12 protein-coding genes are annotated in these 19345 nt (G+C 46.7%); 8 read left to right on the top strand and 4 right to left on the bottom strand.

Translation table 11 applies throughout. The features are described 5' to 3' along the window. Positions 1-31 precede the first annotated feature (31 nt). From AC5ZC7_RS10415 to AC5ZC7_RS10380, 8 genes are all read left to right on the top strand, one after another. A complete protein-coding gene (locus AC5ZC7_RS10415; RefSeq protein WP_496159367.1) occupies positions 32-412 on the top strand; it encodes a winged helix-turn-helix transcriptional regulator in 381 nt (126 codons plus the stop codon). 54 nt (positions 413-466) lie between these two features. Continuing rightward, positions 467-1954 carry an FAD-binding protein gene (locus tag AC5ZC7_RS10410; RefSeq protein WP_496159368.1) on the top strand — a complete coding sequence of 496 codons (1488 nt, stop codon included), beginning with the start codon at positions 467-469 and terminating at the stop codon, positions 1952-1954. 151 nt (positions 1955-2105) lie between these two features. Further along, a complete protein-coding gene (locus AC5ZC7_RS10405; protein WP_496159369.1) occupies positions 2106-3635 on the top strand; it encodes a family 43 glycosylhydrolase in 1530 nt (509 codons plus the stop codon). A gap of 181 nt (positions 3636-3816) precedes the next feature. Further along, positions 3817-4416: a sigma-70 family RNA polymerase sigma factor gene (locus AC5ZC7_RS10400; protein ID WP_496159370.1), complete on the top strand. Its 600-nt coding sequence runs from the start codon at positions 3817-3819 to the stop codon at positions 4414-4416. 153 nt (positions 4417-4569) lie between these two features. Then, complete coding sequence (locus tag AC5ZC7_RS10395; RefSeq protein WP_496159371.1) at positions 4570-5736, top strand: FecR domain-containing protein; 1167 nt, start codon at positions 4570-4572, stop codon at positions 5734-5736. A gap of 173 nt (positions 5737-5909) precedes the next feature. Continuing rightward, positions 5910-9317, top strand: a complete 3408-nt coding sequence (locus AC5ZC7_RS10390; protein WP_496159372.1) for a SusC/RagA family TonB-linked outer membrane protein — start codon at positions 5910-5912, stop codon at positions 9315-9317. 18 nt (positions 9318-9335) lie between these two features. Then, the gene (locus AC5ZC7_RS10385; RefSeq protein ID WP_496159373.1) at positions 9336-10913 is read left to right on the top strand and encodes a RagB/SusD family nutrient uptake outer membrane protein; all 1578 of its coding nucleotides are present in this window, start codon (positions 9336-9338) and stop codon (positions 10911-10913) included. Between the two features lie 76 nt (positions 10914-10989). Then, the gene (locus AC5ZC7_RS10380; protein ID WP_496159374.1) at positions 10990-13902 is read left to right on the top strand and encodes a glycoside hydrolase family 2 TIM barrel-domain containing protein; all 2913 of its coding nucleotides are present in this window, start codon (positions 10990-10992) and stop codon (positions 13900-13902) included. Between the two features lie 79 nt (positions 13903-13981). Here the strand turns inward: AC5ZC7_RS10380 and AC5ZC7_RS10375 are convergent, their stop codons facing one another. The 4 genes from AC5ZC7_RS10375 to AC5ZC7_RS10360 all read right to left on the bottom strand — a co-directional run bounded on the left by AC5ZC7_RS10375 (position 13982) and on the right by AC5ZC7_RS10360 (position 19287). Then, a complete protein-coding gene (locus tag AC5ZC7_RS10375; RefSeq protein ID WP_496159375.1) occupies positions 13982-15682 on the bottom strand; it encodes a GMC oxidoreductase in 1701 nt (566 codons plus the stop codon). Positions 15683-15711: 29 nt separating this feature from the next. Then, positions 15712-16803 carry a Gfo/Idh/MocA family oxidoreductase gene (locus AC5ZC7_RS10370; RefSeq protein ID WP_496159376.1) on the bottom strand — a complete coding sequence of 364 codons (1092 nt, stop codon included), beginning with the start codon at positions 16801-16803 and terminating at the stop codon, positions 15712-15714. A gap of 86 nt (positions 16804-16889) precedes the next feature. Then, the gene (locus AC5ZC7_RS10365; protein WP_496159377.1) at positions 16890-17705 is read right to left on the bottom strand and encodes a family 16 glycosylhydrolase; all 816 of its coding nucleotides are present in this window, start codon (positions 17703-17705) and stop codon (positions 16890-16892) included. A 43-nt stretch (positions 17706-17748) separates the two neighbouring features. Then, positions 17749-19287: a RagB/SusD family nutrient uptake outer membrane protein gene (locus tag AC5ZC7_RS10360; protein WP_496159378.1), complete on the bottom strand. Its 1539-nt coding sequence runs from the start codon at positions 19285-19287 to the stop codon at positions 17749-17751. Positions 19288-19345: the final 58 nt, after the last annotated feature.

Genomic DNA, 19345 nt, shown 5'->3' with positions numbered 1-19345 from the left:
CTTTGTAACCAGTATAACGAAGTATACCAGTATGACTACTAAAAAAAGAGCCCAACGCGCTAAAGAAGTACTGAGCTTTCCGCGTAATCAGAAAGAAGAGGTACAAGCCCTGCAGGACGCTATCTACGTAATAGGTGGTAAATGGAAACTACCCATCATTAATTCTATTTGTAATGGCAACAAACGCTTCAGAGAAATAGAACGGAGTATTCCTGGTATTACGACCAGGATGTTATCGAAAGATTTAAAAGAGATGGAAGCCAATCAGCTGATAAAGAGAACGGTAATTCCGGACTCGCCGGTAGTAGTGGAATATTCCGCTACTGACTATTGCTATTCTTTCGGTGATATTATACTGGAAATGATTAAATGGGGAAAGACGCACCGGGAGCGGATCATAAGGAATAGCTAAAATAGTTTTCTGCCTGCTGCGTTTTTTAAAAGGACGATTTTTTAAATTTAGTATATGGAAAAGATAACTCCCACCGATATACGTTATGCCGATCTCGCAGAAAAGCGATTCAACAAACGCTTCATGGGCAAACCCGACTATATTTATCTTCCGTCCACTACCGCAGAAGTAGTAGCAGCCGTGCAGGAAGCAGTAACCCATCAAAAAAGAGTGGTGGTGCGCAGCGGCGGATATTGCCTGGAAGGATTTGTGGCAGATCCTGCTGTACAGGTGGTAATTGATATGTCATTGATGAGAAATGTGGACTATGACGCCACCAAAGCCGCGTTTGTAGTGGAAGCGGGCGCTACACTCGGTGAAACCAACCGGAAGCTATTCCTCGGTTGGGGCGCAGTATTGCCCAGTGGCGAGCATCCCAATATCGGTGTGGGTGGTCATGTATTAGGTGGTGCATTTGGTTTTCTCTGTCGCGAATATGGGCTGGCGGCAGATTATCTCTATGCCATAGAACTGGTAGCAGTAGATGCTGCCGGCAAGGCACATGCTGTGATAGCCACCCGTGAAGACAACGACCCTTATCGGGAGCTCTGGTGGGCGCATACCGGGTGCGGAGGTGGTAACTTCGGCATTGTAACCCGTTATTGGTTCAGGGCGCCAGGCGTTGACGGCAGTGATCCATATACTACCATGCCCAAAGCACCGGCCACCATTACCACTTTCCGGATTGGCTGGGAATGGAAAGATATCAACGAAACCCTGTTCACACAACTGGCGAATAATTTCGGCGCCTGGAGCCTGCAGCACAGCCGGCCAGACAGCCCCTTCGTACAGTTGTTCAGCCTCCTTTTTTTGAATCATCGCAACATCGGTAAGCTGGAAATAAAAGGGCTCACTACTGCCGGAGAAAACGCTATACAGCAAATAGCGGCGCATCTCGCCGCGGTAGCAGACCCACTCGGCCTGCCGTATACCCGGCAAATAGAGCAAACACCGTGGCTACGTTTTGCCCTCAATCCCTTCCCGGAACTGTTTCAACCAGGTTTCGATAATGCCACGGCAAAAGTGAAAGATGCTTTCCTGCGTAAGCCATTGACAAATCTCCAAATCAGCACCGCGTATAAATACCTGACCATGGATAAACCTATTGGTGGCGGATTAGGCATGGCTACCTATGGCGGAAAAGTAAATACCATTGCCCCGGATGCTACCGCTTCGGCGCAACGTGATTGTATACTCGATATTGCCTGCAATACCGGCTGGGGCGATCCCAGCGGGGAAGCGCCCAGCGTGGAATGGGTACGGCATTTTTACCAGGACCTGTTTGCCGCTACCGGCGGTGTTCCCGTACCTAATGAACAAGCAGGCGGCAGTATGATTAATCACCCGGATACCGACCTCGCAGATCCGACATGGAATAAGTCCGGCGTACCGTGGTCTACGCTCTACTACAACGATAACTACCCGAGATTACAACAGGTAAAACGCGAATGGGATCCGCTGAATATATTCCATCATGCGCTGTCCATACGGGCTTCTGAATAAGCAGCATTCCTAACTATATATGGCAGCCAGTAACTATAGTGTATTTTCTCAGGAAGATGACCTAATATAAAAGACTATTATAATTCTTATTAAAATATTAGTAGATTCGCCCCCTTCCACGAAAAAGAACGCTAAAAAAATATAGTGACCAATGAAAAGAAATTTATTATTAGGTATACTCCTGTGTTACTTCTCCGCCACATTTTCTCAGGCCAATAAAAGCTGGACACCCGATTTAGGCAATGGGCATTTCAGGAATCCGCTGATGTGGGGCGACTGGCCCGATCCAGACGTTATCCGGGTGGGCGATCAATTTTATTTTATTTCTACCAGCATGCACTATGTACCGGGCTGCCCTATTGCCGTTTCCCGGGACCTGGTGAACTGGGAAATGGCTGGCTATGCAGTGGACCGGTACGAGGAAGACCCACGTTATGATTTAAAGGGGGGAGATATGTACCTCAGCGGATCCTGGGCAGCTACGATCCGCTACCACGACAGCACCTTTTACGCCGGCTTCTGCACTCCACGCATGGATGGAAAAGAAGGACACTTTTCTATGTGCACCGCCAAAAACATCCAGGGGCCATGGACCCGGACTATTTTCCCGGAATATTTATATGACCCGGGGCTGTTCTTTGATGACAATGGTAAAGTGTATGTGGCCCACGGCCAGCAAACACTTTACATCACCGAATTAAACAGCGATGCTAAGTCTGTTAAGGTACCGCAACGAAAAATTTACGATAACCGGGACTACCCTTATCTCGAGGGTTCCCATCTATATAAAATCAATCATAAATATTATATCCTCGGCTCTACCGGTGGTACCCGTGGCCGGCAGGTTTGTTTACGGGCCGACAGCATCTACGGGCCCTATGAATCGAAAGTTGTGATAAAGGACGACCACACCTATCCCGGCAATGGATTGCACCAGGGAGGGATGGTACAGTTAAAAGACGGTTCGTGGTGGTTTATTATTATGCAGGACCGTGGCCCTATTGGACGGGTACCTAACCTGGAACCCGTTACCTGGGTAGATGGCTGGCCTATGCTGGGTAAAGATGGCAAAGGCGTGGATACCTTCCCCAAACCGATAACAGGCTACCCAGTTACCGTACCTGCCAGCACCGATGAATTCAATGCTCCCCGCCTGGCCTTACAATGGCAGTGGAACCATAACCCGGATAACAGCAAGTGGTCGTTGACAGCACGTCCCGGCTACCTTCGCCTGAAGGCCGGGCAGGCGGCCACGTTGAAGCAGGCCGTGAACACCCTCACACAACGCGTAGAAGGCCCATATTCCGAAGGAACCGTCGAAATGGAGGTATCCAACATGAAAAACGGCGATATCGCCGGTTTAGGCATCTTCCAGCTCCCCTACGCATATGTAGCTATTCAGCAAACCAATGGGCGAAAACAAATCGTGATGTCTAACAGCGACAGCACCATCGCCGCTATACCTTTTAAAGGCACCAAAATATGGTTCCGGGTGTACGTGAAAGAACCCGGCTTTGTGGCCACTTTCGCCTACAGCACCAATGGAAAAAAATTTACACCCATCGGAAATCAGCTCAAAATGGGGCTGGGACTGGATTGGACCGCCAACCGCTTCGCCCTGTTTAACTTCAATACCCGCGGCACCGGCGGTGAGGCAGACTTCAACTGGTTCAGGCGGTAATAAAACACTTCCTTAAAATTAAGTCCACCGCCTGCCAGCGGTGGGCTTAATTTTTTTATCAAGCAGGGTTTTGTAACTTGCAGGGGCACTTGTATCAATTATATATCATAGCACCTCATTCGACCATTTTTAATAGATTAGAAGGGATAGGACAATATTTAAGCGACCAGGATTTAACGGGATGAATAATGACGCAATAAATGAAATCACACTTTTCCACCAAATTGCCCAGGGGGATGAACTGGCATTTGAAACATTGTTCCATCTCTATGTTCCTAAAATCAAACCGGTCATTACCCGTGTTATACAGGTAGAAGGGCCAGAAAAAGATATTATACAGGAAATATTCCTGGGCATATGGCTAAGCCGGGAAAAGCTGACCACCGTAATAGCGCCGCACAACTGGATCTTTAAAATGGTATATCACCGTTGTTACAGCTGGTTGCAAAAACAGGGAGTCCGGAATAAAGCCAGTCAGCGTATTGCACAGGAAAGCGACGACCACTCTAACCTGACAGAAGAAAATATTGCTTTTTCGGAAACCGCATTATTGGTAAAACAAGCTATTGAGCAATTACCGCCTCAGGCACAGAAAATTTACCTGCTCAGCAGGGAAAAAGGGCTAAAAATCGCTGCCATAGCAGCGGAACTACAATTATCAGAGCAAACTGTTAAGAATTCACTTGTTCGTTCCCTCAAAGCCATCCGGGAATTTTTGATTTCCAAGGGGATTATTATACCGCTCGTCCTCCTTGGATGGGACATTTTATTCTTTTATTAATTTTTTTTTGAAGCGATAGGTACTAATTGATTAGTTAGCGTACGTATATAAAAAGGGGGCTTTATTCATCAGCCAAGTTACCCTTTGCGACGTCAACTAAATCATTAAGACTCTAAATTTCACTTGTTGTCCACGAACGAAAGACTCAGATACTTGTTAGAACAGGTTCAGCGCCAGCAAGCCACACAAGCTGAATACAAAGAACTGTTACAATTCATCAGCAATGATGAGGCAGGCGATGTTGCGCAGCAACTGGATGCCTTTCATGGCATCGGTTCAGATACCACTTCCACAGCAGCAGATTATGATCATGCCTATTGGCAATCGGTTGTAACGCAAATACTGAATGCAGATAAATCATTACCACTGGCGCCTGTTAAGCAACGTATTCATTTGCTCCAACGCTACTGGTGGGCCGCTGCCAGTGTACTGTTGATGGCTGCCGGTATTTATTATTACCGTACCACAGGCAGCACATCTGCGCCAACAATGGCCACTTCCACGCGGACCAAAGATGTGGCGCCCGGCGGCAACAGGGCCATGCTCACCCTTTCAGATGGCACCCAGATACCACTGGACAGTGCCGGCAATGGCGTACTGGCGCAACAGGGCAATACCCGTATCACCAAGCTAAGCAATGGCCAGTTGGCCTATCAGCCGGCAGGTACAACCGATAAAGTGTTGTACAATACTATGAGCACCCCACTGGGCGGGCAATACAAACTTATTTTACCAGACGGCACCACGGTATGGCTGAATGCCGGCTCTTCTATCTACTACCCTACCGCCTTTACCGGGCAGGATAGAAAAGTAACCATCACCGGTGAAGCATATTTTGAAGTAGCGCAAAATGAAAAAATGCCCTTCTTCATAAAAGCCAATAATACCACGATAGCCGTACTCGGCACACATGTGAATATTAATGCGTATAAAGACGAAGCCAGCACCAATACCACGTTACTGGAAGGAGCTGTAAAAATCATCACCGGCCAGCAGCAACAAACACTTAAACCCGGGCAACAGGCCAGGGTAACCGCTACAGGCCAGTCTATACAGGTAGTGGATCATGTAGACCTGCTACAGATCACCGCCTGGAAAGATGGCTTCTTCTATTTCAATGATGCAGACATTCCCACTGTCATGCGGCAACTGGCACGCTGGTACAATGTAGAAGTAAAATATGAAGGCAATATCCCGGAACGGGCATTTACCGGAGAAATAGGCAGAAACCTTACCCTGTCGCAGGTATTAAAGGGATTAGCAAAAACGAGAATCAGGTATAGAATTGAAAATGGTAACAGGATCGTTATTCAACCATAGGAATGAACAATGAAAGTATAAGAACAATGAAACCGGAGGCAACAAGAACGTCTCCTGTCTGTTAAATGAAAGCCGGGGCTTAAGATTGGCGTCCTACCCCGGCTGGAGTTCAATTTCATCAACAAACAAGTCGGTAAACTTTATTTATTAATTCAACCAAACATTGCAAAAGTATGCAACTTAAGGCTATTTGTAATTCCGGTACCCGCAAATATTGGAAGTTTGCGGAGCTCTCCACCAAAATTTTGTTAGTGATGAGGCTAACTTCTATCATGCTACTCGTAGCAACCTTGCAGGTAAGTGCCAGTAGCAATGCGCAAACAGTTACCTATTCCGCCAAGTCGGAAAGTCTTCAGAAAGTGCTCCGGGTAATAAAAGAGCAAACAGGCTACGTTTTCTTTTACGATAAAGAAGATCTCAAAAACAGCAAGCCTGTTTCAGTAGATATCAAAAATGCCTCGCCGCAAAAGGCCATGGAAATGGTGATGATACAACAGCCACTGAGTTTTGAAATCCAGGGGAACACCATCTTCATTACCAAGAACGAAAAACCGGCAGATGTACTCCCCCTGGCGCCGCCACCGGTAGTTATTTCCGGAAAAATACTCGACAATACCGGTGTGCCTATTCCCGGCGCTTCCGTGGTAATAAAAGGAACCAAGAAAGGAATGATTTCCGGCCCTGATGGTAGCTTTCAACTGAAAGATGTGCCAGACAATGCCGTGCTGGTAATCAGCAGCCTGGGATATGTAACACAGGAAATTCCGATAGCTGGGAAAACACAGTTCAATATACAACTCCTCCAGGATGTAAGCACTTTACAACAATATGTGGTAGTGGGTTATGGCACACAAAAGAAAGCCAACCTGACCGGCGCGGTTTCCTCCATCACCACGGAGCAACTTACAAACAGACCTGTCACTAACGTGGGTAACGCCTTACAAGGTACCATGCCCGGAGTAACGGTTACCTCCAACATTAGCGGACAACCTGGTAGCGATAATGCCACGATTCGCATCAGGGGTATTGGTACACTGAATAATTCGGACCCTATTATCGTAGTAGATGGCGTTATCACCCAACTGACGAACCTGAATAACATCAATCCGGATGATATTGCTACACTGTCCGTTTTGAAAGATGCTGCATCCTCTGCCATCTATGGTTCCCGCGCCGCCAACGGGGTAGTACTCATTACTACCAAGCAAGGCCGCAAAGGAAAACCACAGGTCACCTATAATGCTTATGTAGGTAAACAAAAAGCCACCAGCTTACCAGACTTCTTACCATCCTGGCAGGCGGCTACCTTGTATAACAAAGCTCTCCTGAATGAAAACAAACCAGTACGCTGGACTGACGACGAAATCCAAAAATTCAAAGACGGTTCCGATCCCTATAAATACCCAAATACTGATTGGCTCGGCCTCTTCTATAAAGGCAGCGGCCTGCAACAAAACCATTATGTAGGCGTATCCGGGGGAACCGATAAAACACAATACGCACTCTCCATCGGCTTGTTCGATGAAAATGGTATTGTGAAAGAAACCAATGCCAAACGCTATACCAGCCGGTTAAACATCACTACTGAAGTGACTGACCGGATAAAAGTGAATGCGAACATCGCCTTTACTAATAGTGTAAAAACAGAACCTACCAATCCATACACCGGCGATTTTATACAAATCATAAGACAGATCAACCGTATTTCTCCTACCATTCCTTATAAATATGCCAACGGTTATTATGGCTCTATTTCCGACGGTAACCCTATGGCATGGCTGGAAGGAAATAGCCAAAGCAAGTATAAAAATTATGACCTGGTAGGTAATATTGGCGCAGACTGGGAAATTATAAAAGGTCTTCATTTAAAACCGTCCCTCTCCTATGTGATGGGAATAGCACACAATAAGAAATTTATTGCAGATCAACAGTATTACGATGCCAACGGTAAACCAACGTTTTACCAGGGACCGAATTCTGTAACCGACGAAAACGGCTTCCGTAACATTGTTACACAACAGGCATTACTGGACTATGCCAAGTCATTCAATAAACACAACTTTAAAATATTGGGTGGCTACTCCCAGGAACTGACTAAATATTCATTCGACGACGGCTATCGCAAGGGCTTCCTGAATAACCTGCTGACAGATGTAAACCTGGCCTCTACCGACGGACAAAAAACAACCGGCTATTCTTACGAATTAGCTCTCCGTTCTTATTTCGGCAGATTCAACTATGATTACGACGGTAAATACTTGTTTGAAGCCAATTTACGCTATGATGGCTCCTCCCGCTTCGCGCCAGGCCATAGATGGGGTTCATTTCCCTCCTTCTCCGCCGGTTGGAATATAGATCGCGAAGATTTCTTCGAATCTGTAAAGCAATACGTGTCTTACCTGAAATTAAGAGCCTCCTGGGGCCAACTGGGTAACCAAAACATGAAAGGTATAGATGATATTAACTATCCCAGCTATCCCTATTATCCTTACATTCTGCAGGTAAACGGCAGTCAGAACTATACCTTTGGAGGAACTGGCGCTGTCATTGCCAGCGGTATATCCCCTATTAATGGTAGTAACCCAAACCTGATATGGGAATCTACCACTGAATCAGGTATAGGCATGGATGCAGGTTTCCTGGATGGGAAAATAAATTTCACCGCCGACTATTTCCGTAAAGTAACAAACGGTATCCTGATGTCCGTTGAAGTGGGCGCACCATATGGGTTGAAAGCTCCTGTTCAAAATGCCGGTGGTATGCTGAACAAAGGCTGGGAATTCGCCCTCAGCTACAACGATACAAAAGGTGATTTTAAATACAACGCGTCTATTAACACAGCGTTTATCAAGAATGAAGTCACTAACAGAAACGGTGCAGGCGCCAAAATTGACGGCTATACTTTCCAACAGGTAGGATATCCCGTTTATTCATTATATGGCTATGAAGCAGACGGCATTTTTAAATCGGCTGACGAAGTAAAAAATGCACCTTTCCAAACCAACAGAACTTCTGCCGGGGACATCCGCTACAAGGATAAAGACGGCAATGATACCATCAACACTGCCGACAAAGTATACCTCGGTAACTATTTCCCGAAAGTTACTTTCGGTATTAACCTGGGCGGATCCTGGAAAAATTTTGACCTGGCCGTTTTCCTACAGGGAGCTGCCGGTGTAAAAACTTACATCGATGGTGGTAAACTGGGTAGCGTAAGTTCTTCCGCAGGCAAACCTACTTCCGCCCTGTTGGATACCTGGTCTGCCAACAATCCTAACGCTTCTCTGCCTCGTATCTGGGCCAATAACAAAGAAAATGATCCCAGCAGTACGCCTTCCTCTTTTTGGGTGAAAGACGGTTCTTACCTGCGTTTGAAAAACCTGCAGGTAGGTTATACTCTGCCGGGCAGCCTGGTGAAAAGAATAGGACTCAGCAAAGTACGCTTCTACTATAGCGGACAAAATATCGTCACGTTTGATCACCTGTACAAATGGATAGATCCGGAAGCATCTATTTCCAGCAGTATCTATTACTACCCACAGGTAAAAGTGCATACACTTGGTGTAAATGTTAGTTTTTAACAAAAAGTACGTAACGTCATGAAAAGAAACATTCTCTATATAATACTCGCAGCAGGTCTCGCGCAATCTGCCTGTCAAAAAGATTTTCTCGACAGAAAACCGTTGGATGCCTATAGTAATTCTTCTTTATGGAGCTCCCAGGGTGATGCTCTCGCAGCCCTTAACGGCTGCTTCAAAGATTGGGAAGGCGACTACAGCTTACTGTACCTGGATGCAGTGAGTGATAACCTCTACAGCCAATATCCATGGGAAGGTTATACCGACTACGGCAGCGGTACCGTTACACCCGCCAACACTACGGTACTCACGCGCTGGAACTATACAGTAGTTCAGAAATGCAACTGGTTCCTGGAAAATATTGATAATACTCCCATGGATGCTGCATTAAAAGAGCGGTATAAAAGTGAAGCCCGTTTCCTGAGAGCTTACCAGTATTTTATTATGACGCAGCTCTATGGAGATGTACCTTTCGTTAAAAATACTGTCACTACAGAGGTAGCCAATACCATTACCAGAACACCGGCTGCAGACATCCGCAAGTTTATAAAAGACGAACTGGCTGCTATTGCCGGCTCATTGCCTGTTAGCTATACTGGTAGTGAAGTAGGACATATTACACAAGGCGCCGCCCTCTCCCTGAGAGCGAGGATAGAACTATACGATAAGAATTACGCCGACTGTATCGCTGATTGTAAGAAAGTAATGGGACTAGGCTATGAACTGTTCGGCAGCTACCAGGACCTCTTCCGTATTCTAAACGAAAATAACAAGGAAGTCATCCTGGATGTACAATACAAAGAAAACGATTTCCCCAACTCCGACCTTGGTATTATGCCATCGTCTGGTTTTGGTGGCTGGGGTTCACTCGATCCTACCCAGGCGCTGGTAGACGCTTACGAAACCAAAACGGGTAAAACCATCGATGATCCTACCTCCGGCTATAATGATAAAGATCCGTATAACAACAGGGATCCCCGCTTAAACGCCACCATCGTGTGCCCTGGTCAGTTATATGAAGGCGCTTACTATAACTCTATTGAAAAATCTTCCGGTGATTACTATAACGGCGATAATAACTCCAAGACAGGTTACATCCCGAAAAAATTCACCTCCCACCTCTCCGACTTCAAGGATATGTGGAACACCGGGTTGAATATGATTGTAATCCGTTATGCAGAAGTATTGCTGACCTATGCCGAAGCACAAATTGAATCCGGCATCATCGATAATTCTGTATATGATGCACTGGATGCCATCAGAACCCGCGCCGGCATGCCAGTAGTAGACAGAACAGTTTACAATACCGTAGATAAAATGCGTACCCTGGTAAGACGGGAACGCAGAGTAGAACTGGCACTGGAAGGCTTACGCTGGTTTGACATACAACGCTGGAAAATTGGATCTGCCGTAAGATCAGGCACCGTGTATGGTACCAAGTTAGGCACCGTAGATCCTGCCAATGGCAAACTGACACTTGCAGGCGATCATGTGACCGTAGAGGTACGTACCTTCCAGGATAAGCGGGATTACCTGTGGCCCGTACCACAAAAAGAAAGAGATATCAATAAAAACCTGACACAGAACGCAGGTTATTAATTCCTATCATGCTCATTAAAAAAAATCCCGCGAATTGAAAAATGAGCGGGATTTTTTTATCTTAAAACAAAAAAACATGCCGTTGTTACCATGCCGCTGGCTTATTACACTGCTGCTCCTATATGTATCGTTTCCACCCTATTTGTCGGCACAACACAGAACCGTTTTAAACTTTAATACCAACTGGGCTTTTCACCGCGGCGATGTAGCCGGTGCAGAAAAAATAAAATACAACGACCACAACTGGTCTGGCGTCAGCATTCCGCATGTGATGCGTATTGAAAAAAAGCACAATGGCGGCAATGCCGTTTACCAGGGTACCGGCTGGTACAGACGGTATTTCAGGTTACCGGCCAACTGGCAGGATAAACGCATTACACTTTGTTTTGATGGCGTACAAACCATTGCAGAAGTATATATAAATGGCCGGCGGATCACCACGCATACAGGAGGTTACATGGGCTTTGTAGTGGATATCAGCCCGTATATTTTTTTGGGAGAAGATAACGTACTCGCTGTGCGGGTCAGCAATACAGATAATTCCCAGGTGCCTCCCGGAAAGCCGCAGGCCAAATTAGATTTCAATTATTTTGGTGGCATCTACAGAAATGTTTCCCTGGTAGCAACAGAAAAAGTATTTATTTCCCATCCGCTGGAAGCCAATAAGGTAGCCGGTGGCGGCGTATTTATCAGCTATCCGGTGGCTAATAACACCACTGCGGCCGCTCATATTAAAACCAATATCGTAAACGCCAGCGATAAGCCGGTAAATATATTGCTGAAAACAACGCTCGTGGATAGTAACGGCATCGCTGTAGCCACCGCCGGCAGCCAGCAACGCATCACCGGCCACACAGATACTGATCTAGCACAATCCCTCACCGTCCATCAGCCGCAGCTATGGCACCCCGATCACCCCTATTTGTATCACCTCGTATCAGTCGTTTATCAAAATAATATTGCGGTGGATAGCCTGGTAACAACTACGGGTATACGAAACCTTGCCTTCCGGGCAGACGGCTTTTACCTCAACGGAGAAAAGCTCTACCTGCGCGGCGCCAACAGGCACCAGGCATACGAATATATTGGCGACGCCGCCCCGGATAATATGCAATACCTCGATGCCCTCCAGCTGAAAAAAGGAGGATTCAACGCCGTACGTGCGGCGCACTATCCGCAATCCCCCGCCTTCCTGGATGCCTGTGATAAAACAGGTTTGCTGGTGATTGAATGCGAACCCGGGTGGCAATTCTTTTCTAAAGATTCTCTCTTTATCAGCAATACTTACCGGGATATCCGGGAAATGATCCGCCGCGATCGTAACCATCCGGCCGTTTTTCTCTGGGAAACCTCCCTTAACGAATCCCCTACACCGGCCTCCTGGATGCAACAGGCGGTACAAACTGCACAGGCGGAAATGCCCGGTCAACAACTATTTGTAGCAGATGACTATAACTCCCGCAGCAAAGACCATTACAACGTTTCTTATAAAGTAGTGAATGAAGATGGTTCCGATCCCATGCCTTCACGCCCCTTCCTGACCCGCGAATGGGGTGATAGCTGGATGGCAGATGCGGAGAAAGAAAACAGCCTGCGCGCCAGCAGAATGTACACGGAAAAAGGACTCATCAACCAATGCATATTAAGGCAAAATGCATTGAACGGAGAAACATCGGAAGCGCTTGGCGGCTACTGGGATCACGGCGGACTGGATGCCAATTCCAGGATAGGCGGCTACTTTGTATGGAGTTACAACGACTATACCCGTGGATCCGATCCCATAACAGCGTTCAGCGGTGTAGTGGACCTGGACCGGTATGAAAAGTTCGGCTACTACCAGCTACAGGCCATGCAAAACGCCCGCAATCCGGCTTATGGTCCTATGGTATATATTGGCAGCTATAACAATCAACCTGCATTAGACAGCAACATCATCGTGTTTTCCAATTGTGATGCCGTACAACTTTACCGGAACGGCCAGCTATGCGGTGAAATAACGAGGGCACAAAACGCAGCTACCGCCTCTTTTGTGGCGGCCAAAGGCGGCAGTCCCTACTTTACTTTCCACACCGGGAAATATGAAGCAGGTACCCTGAAAGCCGTAGGTATCCTGGACGGGAAAACCGTTTGCACGCACGCCGTAAAAACACCTGGCGCTCCGCATCACCTGGAAATTGAAATACCAACACACCACACTACCTTCCTTGCTGATGGCTCTTCTATGACGCCTTTCTACGTGAAAGTATGTGACAAAGACGGTACCCTCGTTTCCAACACAACAGCCGGTACCTCTTACCCCACGCAGGTTAGCGTATCCGGTGAAGGCGTATTGATTGGCGGAAACATTTCCCAGCCCAATGTCTCCCTACTCTATACCGAAGGAGGCATTGCCTATGGCCTCATTCAGCATACCGCCACTCCGGGCGATATCCGTATCAGCGCCACCAGCCCCGAAATGACGACCGCTCATTTGGTGATTAAAACCACCGCATCCTCCACGAAATATGCAGCCGACGGGACCCATCACCCATGGCTAAACGAAAATAAAACAGCCCCCACAGGCAGTGACACTGATACCACGAAACTGCCGCCCATTCAACTAACCGGCACAGTCGTTTCCGTACAACCTGCCTCCGGAAAAGATAACGTGCAGCTCATGATAGATGACAATACCAGCACCGGCTGGACCGCAGCTGCAGGAAAGCTTCCCATCATCATTACACTGGATCTCAAAAAAACATATGCGTTAGCAGGTAGTCGTATGGTGTGGGGGAAAGACAGCGACTGGTACACCTACAGCATCTCCGTATCTGCCAATGGCAAAGACTGGGTGGAAGTCAAAAACCAGGAGCGGGTATCCGGACAAGATTATAAAACAGTGCGCATCCAGACGCCTGCTGCAAGGTATGTGCGTTACCTGATTACCAATATCCAACCGGAAACCAGCAGAATAGCGGTGAAAGAAATTCAGCTATTTGGGGAGAGGTAAAAGCAAAAAGCTATTATAGCAAATGATGAAAGCATATAATATCCACAATAATCATCTGCTATAATAGCTTTCGTTTTTTTTACAATGCCCCTTTTTTTAATTGCTGCACGGCATAATTAGCCGCCCTGGCGGTTAACGACATATACAGAATAGAAGGACTCTGATTGCCGGTGCTAGCCATGCAAGCGCCATCGGTCACAAATACATTCTTACAGTGATGCAGCTGGTTCCATTCATTCAGCAATGAAGTGGCCGGGTCTTTTCCCATGCGTACACCACCCATTTCATGTATATCTAATCCCGGCGGCTGGTGATTATCGCTTACCACAATATTTTTAGCGCCAGCTGCTTCAAGCATGGCCCTCCCCTGTTCCAGGAAATCTTTTACCATCCGGTCGTCGTTATCGTCATAATCTACAGCAGTAATCAGCAAAGGAATACCCCACTGATCCGTTTTATCTTTGCTCAATCTTACGTGGTTGCTTTCTTTGGGAATGGTTTCTCCCTGCATATACATGTACGCCCCCCATTTGCCGGGCTTGCTGATGGCATCTTTAAATGCAGCACCCAGTGCGGACGGGATACTCTTGTCGTTTAGTCGTTCCCGGTAGGCACCGCTGAACACAACATAGCCACCAACAAAATCGGTATCCTTTTCATACACATTGCGGAAATTGGGAATAATACATTCCGCCGGCTTGGACACTTTGTAGTATTTATCTTCAAAACCCTCAAACTCGCCACTCATCCCGGCCCTGTAATTATGGAAACAGATATATTTCCCTAACAGCCCGTTGTCATTACCCAATCCATTGGGAAACCGTTGGGAAGTAGAGTTCAGCAAAATAAGATTCGTGTTTAAAGCAGACGCGTTGAGGAAAATAATTTTTGCATAAAAGATCATCGTTTCCTTTGTATTGGTATCGATCACTTTTACACCGGTAGCCTTCCCGGCAGCTTCATCGTAAATGATAGAATGCACTACGGAAAAAGGCCGTATGGTAAGGTTGCCTGTTTTCTCTGCCCAGGGAAGCGTGGACGCATTGGAACTAAAGTAGCCGCCAAACGGGCAACCACGCATACAAAGATTACGGCTCAGGCACTGCCGGTGTTGTTCCTTTGGAACGCCCTGCGGTTCTGTTACCTGTGCCCATCGACCAGATACATAGTGACGCTTGAATTGATTCGTCACTACTTCTTTGATATGCTGCTCCACACAATTTAATTCAAACGCCGGCAGAAACTCTCCATCCGGCATGGTATCAATGCCTTCTTTATTTCCACACACGCCAATGAACTTTTCGACATGACTGTACCATGGCGCAATATCATTATACCCGATGGGCCATTCAATGCCATAGTTGTAGCGATGCGGCGCCGTAAAATCCATTTCACTCCAGCGCGCGCAGGCGCGTCCCCAAATGAGCGACTTACCACCCACCTGGTAGCCCCGTATCCATTCAAATGGCTTCTCCTGGATGTAAGGATGATCAGCGTCTTTTACAAAGAAATGCGCGGTACTGGCATCATATCCCGCCGCCCTGCTGATAAATGGATTTTCTTCCAGCACCTTTTGGGGCAATGCTCCCCGGTATTTGAATTCCCATACCGGCATGGTAGCCGTTGGATAATCTTTTATGTGTTCCACATTTCTGCCCCGTTCCAATACCAGGGTTTTCAATCCTTTCTCACATAACTCTTTTGCGGCCCAGCCACCGCTGATGCCACTGCCAATTACTATGGCGTCAAAGTGCCTGGAAACATCCTGATCGGCTGCCATACGTGAAATTTTAATTTGTCATTGCGCTACTATTTTGCAGTGCCGTTTAACCACAAATCAACCGGTTTGGCTACCTGTGGTGTAAAGGGTAAATTGATCTTTTTACCTTCTCCTGCTGCCGCATATGCTGCGTAGATAATTTCCAATACCACCCGCCCGTCTTTGCCTGTTACCAAAGGTATTTTATCATTTTTCACACAATCGATAAAATGTTTTAACTCCTGTGGATAGCCCTGGTTAAAGGCTTCTTCAAACATGCAAAAACTCCATCCTACGGTGGTATCCGTTTTTTCCATGGCGTAGCCGTAGCCACTTCTGCTATAAGCTAATATGGAATTCCCCGTAAATAAGTCGGCGTAGGCGACACCGTTTGTGCCGTGAATTTCACTGCGGTCATCCATTCCACCGTGCTTTGCCCAGGAATTTTCTACTACACCGGTTACGCCGTTTTCAAATTCAATGATCACGATAGAATTATCTTCCCCCTTTGTCCTGTTTTTATGGAACACAGTATTCATAGATGCGGTGACGCTCAGGGCACGGCTATTTTTCAGGATCCACCGGAACCAGGCGATCCCATGGCATCCCATATCCATCAGCACACCGCCGCCGGATTGATTTACGTCATAGAACCAATCTGAATGCGGGCCGGAATGCTTCTCTGATTGTTTTAGCATATAGATGTCGCCCACCGCGCCTTCTTCCACCATTTGCCGGGCGCGCTCATATTTGGGTGCAAAGCAAAGTTCTTCTGCATACATCAATTTCACCCCTGCTTTTTCACAGGCAGCAATCATGTCATCAGCTTCTTCCAGTGTAACTGCCAAAGGCTTCTCGATAATGATATGCTTGCCAGCAGCGGCGGCCTTTAAGGTGGCTTCGTGGTGCAGGAAGTTAGGTAAACAGATATCTACTACGTCGACCGCCGTATTTTGCAACAACTCGTCTATCGAGGAAAAGTGTTGTGCAATATGATGTTTGTCTGCAAAGGCTTTCGCCTTCTCTGCGTTTCTCGCATATACGGCTACTACTTCGGCTTCCGGTACAAAGCGTGTGTAACTTTCCAAATGAATATCAGCAATAAATCCTGCTCCCAGTATAGCAACTTTTACCCGTGTCATTGGTTTAAAAGATTCGTTAAAAAATATTATCGTACTCCCTGCCGGATGATGACAGAAGGTACGATAATATACAACTTATACTTTTACTATTTTGTCATTTCGTACATGCGGACATAGTCCACCTGCATCGCCGCGGGGAACACGGATTCATCCAGTCCTTCCTTTCCGCCCCAGTTGCCGCCAACCGCCACATTCAGCAACAAATAGAACCGTTTATCGAACGGCCATCCCTCATGCCCTTTGTGTTCATTGGCAACCTGGTAATATACCTGGTTATCGAGCAGGAAGGTGATATGGTCAGGTGTCCACTCCACTCCGTAGAGATGAAATTTATCGTACGGGTGCGCAATAAAAACACCTTTGGTTTTTTGGGTACCAATCACATGGTTATACGTTTTGCTATGCAAACTTCCGAACATGCTGTCTTTCATATACCCTACATGTTCCATCACATCTATTTCCCCGCTTTCCGGCCAGCCGCCGTAGGCATCATCGGTAGACAGCATCCAGATGGCAGGCCACAAGCCTCTGCCTTTGGGCAGTTTGGCTTTTACTTCCAACTTACCATATTTCCAGTCGCCCTTGTGTTTGGTCACCATCCTGGCGGAAGTATATTTATCCTTTCCTGCGCCGGTATTCCGGGCGGTAATGAATAACAAACCATTTTGCACTTTGGCGTTATTGGTATCGGCTGCGGTATACAACTGTAGTTCGTTGTTGCCCCAACCTGATCTGCCTGTCTGATATCCCCATTTGGTGCTGTCCGGCAGGCCGTTATAATTAAACTCATCACTCCAGGCCAGCTTCCACTTTTTATGCCGCTGAATAGACTGGGCCTGTATCGTAGCGGTATAGCCACTTATGATCAGCATTAAAAAAAGGCAATAGTTTTTCTTCATCATGTTCATGATTTCGGTAATAGTAACAATAGTGCTTCCAATGAATTTAATCTTTCAGCTTCGGATTAATATCTTCCTGTGCCTGTGGAATAGGGATATATTCACTTTTCCCTTTCACAAACCCGGGAAGTACGGTAGCTGCCTGATCTGTTCTCAGCAAATCATTAAATCTTTCGCCCCACCATTCGCAGATCAGTTCTGCATGACGCTCATCCATTAGCTGCTGCAGGGTTACATTGGAAATAGGGTTCAGCTTTGCACGTCTCCTTACTTCATTCACCTGGGCATCGCCGCTTTGTCCTTTACGGATTTTTGCTTCTGCATTCATTAATAATGCTTCTGCATAGCGCATGATCCGGATGTTATTATTGGCGCCGTAGTAGTCAACCCGGCCGGGCGTCATCTGTGAAGTAGGAAAATACGCTTTTCCGTTGAAATACTTCTTCCGGGAGCCATTCCCAGAAATGGTATCGCCGGCAGGTGTTACTTTATAAGTACCGGGAGCACCATTGATACCGCAATACTCAATGGCGGTTTTTAAACGTACACTATCATTACGCGTTTTCAGGAAATCAAATGCCTTTTGTGTAGGCACCATCCAACCAGGTCCGGAGATTACCGGGCTGTAGGTATTTTCAGGCGCCTGGAATAAATAAAAGTTACCCCATAATTCATTAGCGCCACCGGAAGTAACGATATCACCGCTACCTTGTCCGAAGTCGGAATATTGCAGTTCCAGGATAGCTTCGTCACATAATTTGCCCGGTTTCTTAAACAACTGGTAGTAGTCGCCAAACAGGGAGAATTTATTACTGCCAACGATCTGGTTGGTGCAATCCAGTACAATATCCCAGTAGGGGCTGCCGCTGTTATTGCCAGCAAGATCCATTGCTGCTTTTGCTTTCAGCATTAGTGCCGTGTATTTTGTTACACCGCCAACATGTACGGCCGCATTAGGCCTGGCGTCTTCCAGGTTGGCAATGCAATAATCCATTTCGGACATTACATACTTGTTGATGTCTTCGATGCTGCTTTTGGTAACACCACCCAGGTTAGCAGGATTATTACTTTCTATACCCAGGATAGGCGTTGCGCCATAGGTTCTGCCAATCCAGAACTGCGCCATTGCTCTATAGAAGCGAACTTCAGCCTGATACCTTGCCATTAGTTTGGTGTTATCGGCATCACCGGCGGGAATATTTTTAGCAAATTCACTTAATTCAAACAAGGCACTGTTGGCGCCTAATACCACTGCATACATGCTGATCCACATGTCATTAATGCCCCAGTAACTTTTTACTGTTACATCAGTTTGAAAGTTGTGGATGGCTATTTGTCCTGCATCATCATTACCTGTTTCTATATCGTCGCTGCGCACAGAACGGATGGCGATACTGATCCATTTCGCAAAGGTACCACTGGCAGCCGTTCTGTATACACCCGATACCGGCTGATACATCAACGATAAATCCTTGTAGTTTACCGTGGTAATGGGTGGTTGGTTTTCCTGCGGGCGATCCAGGAATTTGGAACAGCCTGTAGCAAAAAGCAGGATGATGAGTAAGATGGATATATAACTTCTCATAGTTTCTTTTTTAAAATTGTCTATCACTATATAGAAAACATTTTCTTATGCTGGCGAA

The sequence above is a fragment of the Chitinophaga sp. 9-1-y genome, assembly GCF_059511905.2.
Note: the sequence above shows the minus strand (reverse complement) of the source record. Positions and strands in the feature narration are given on the sequence as shown.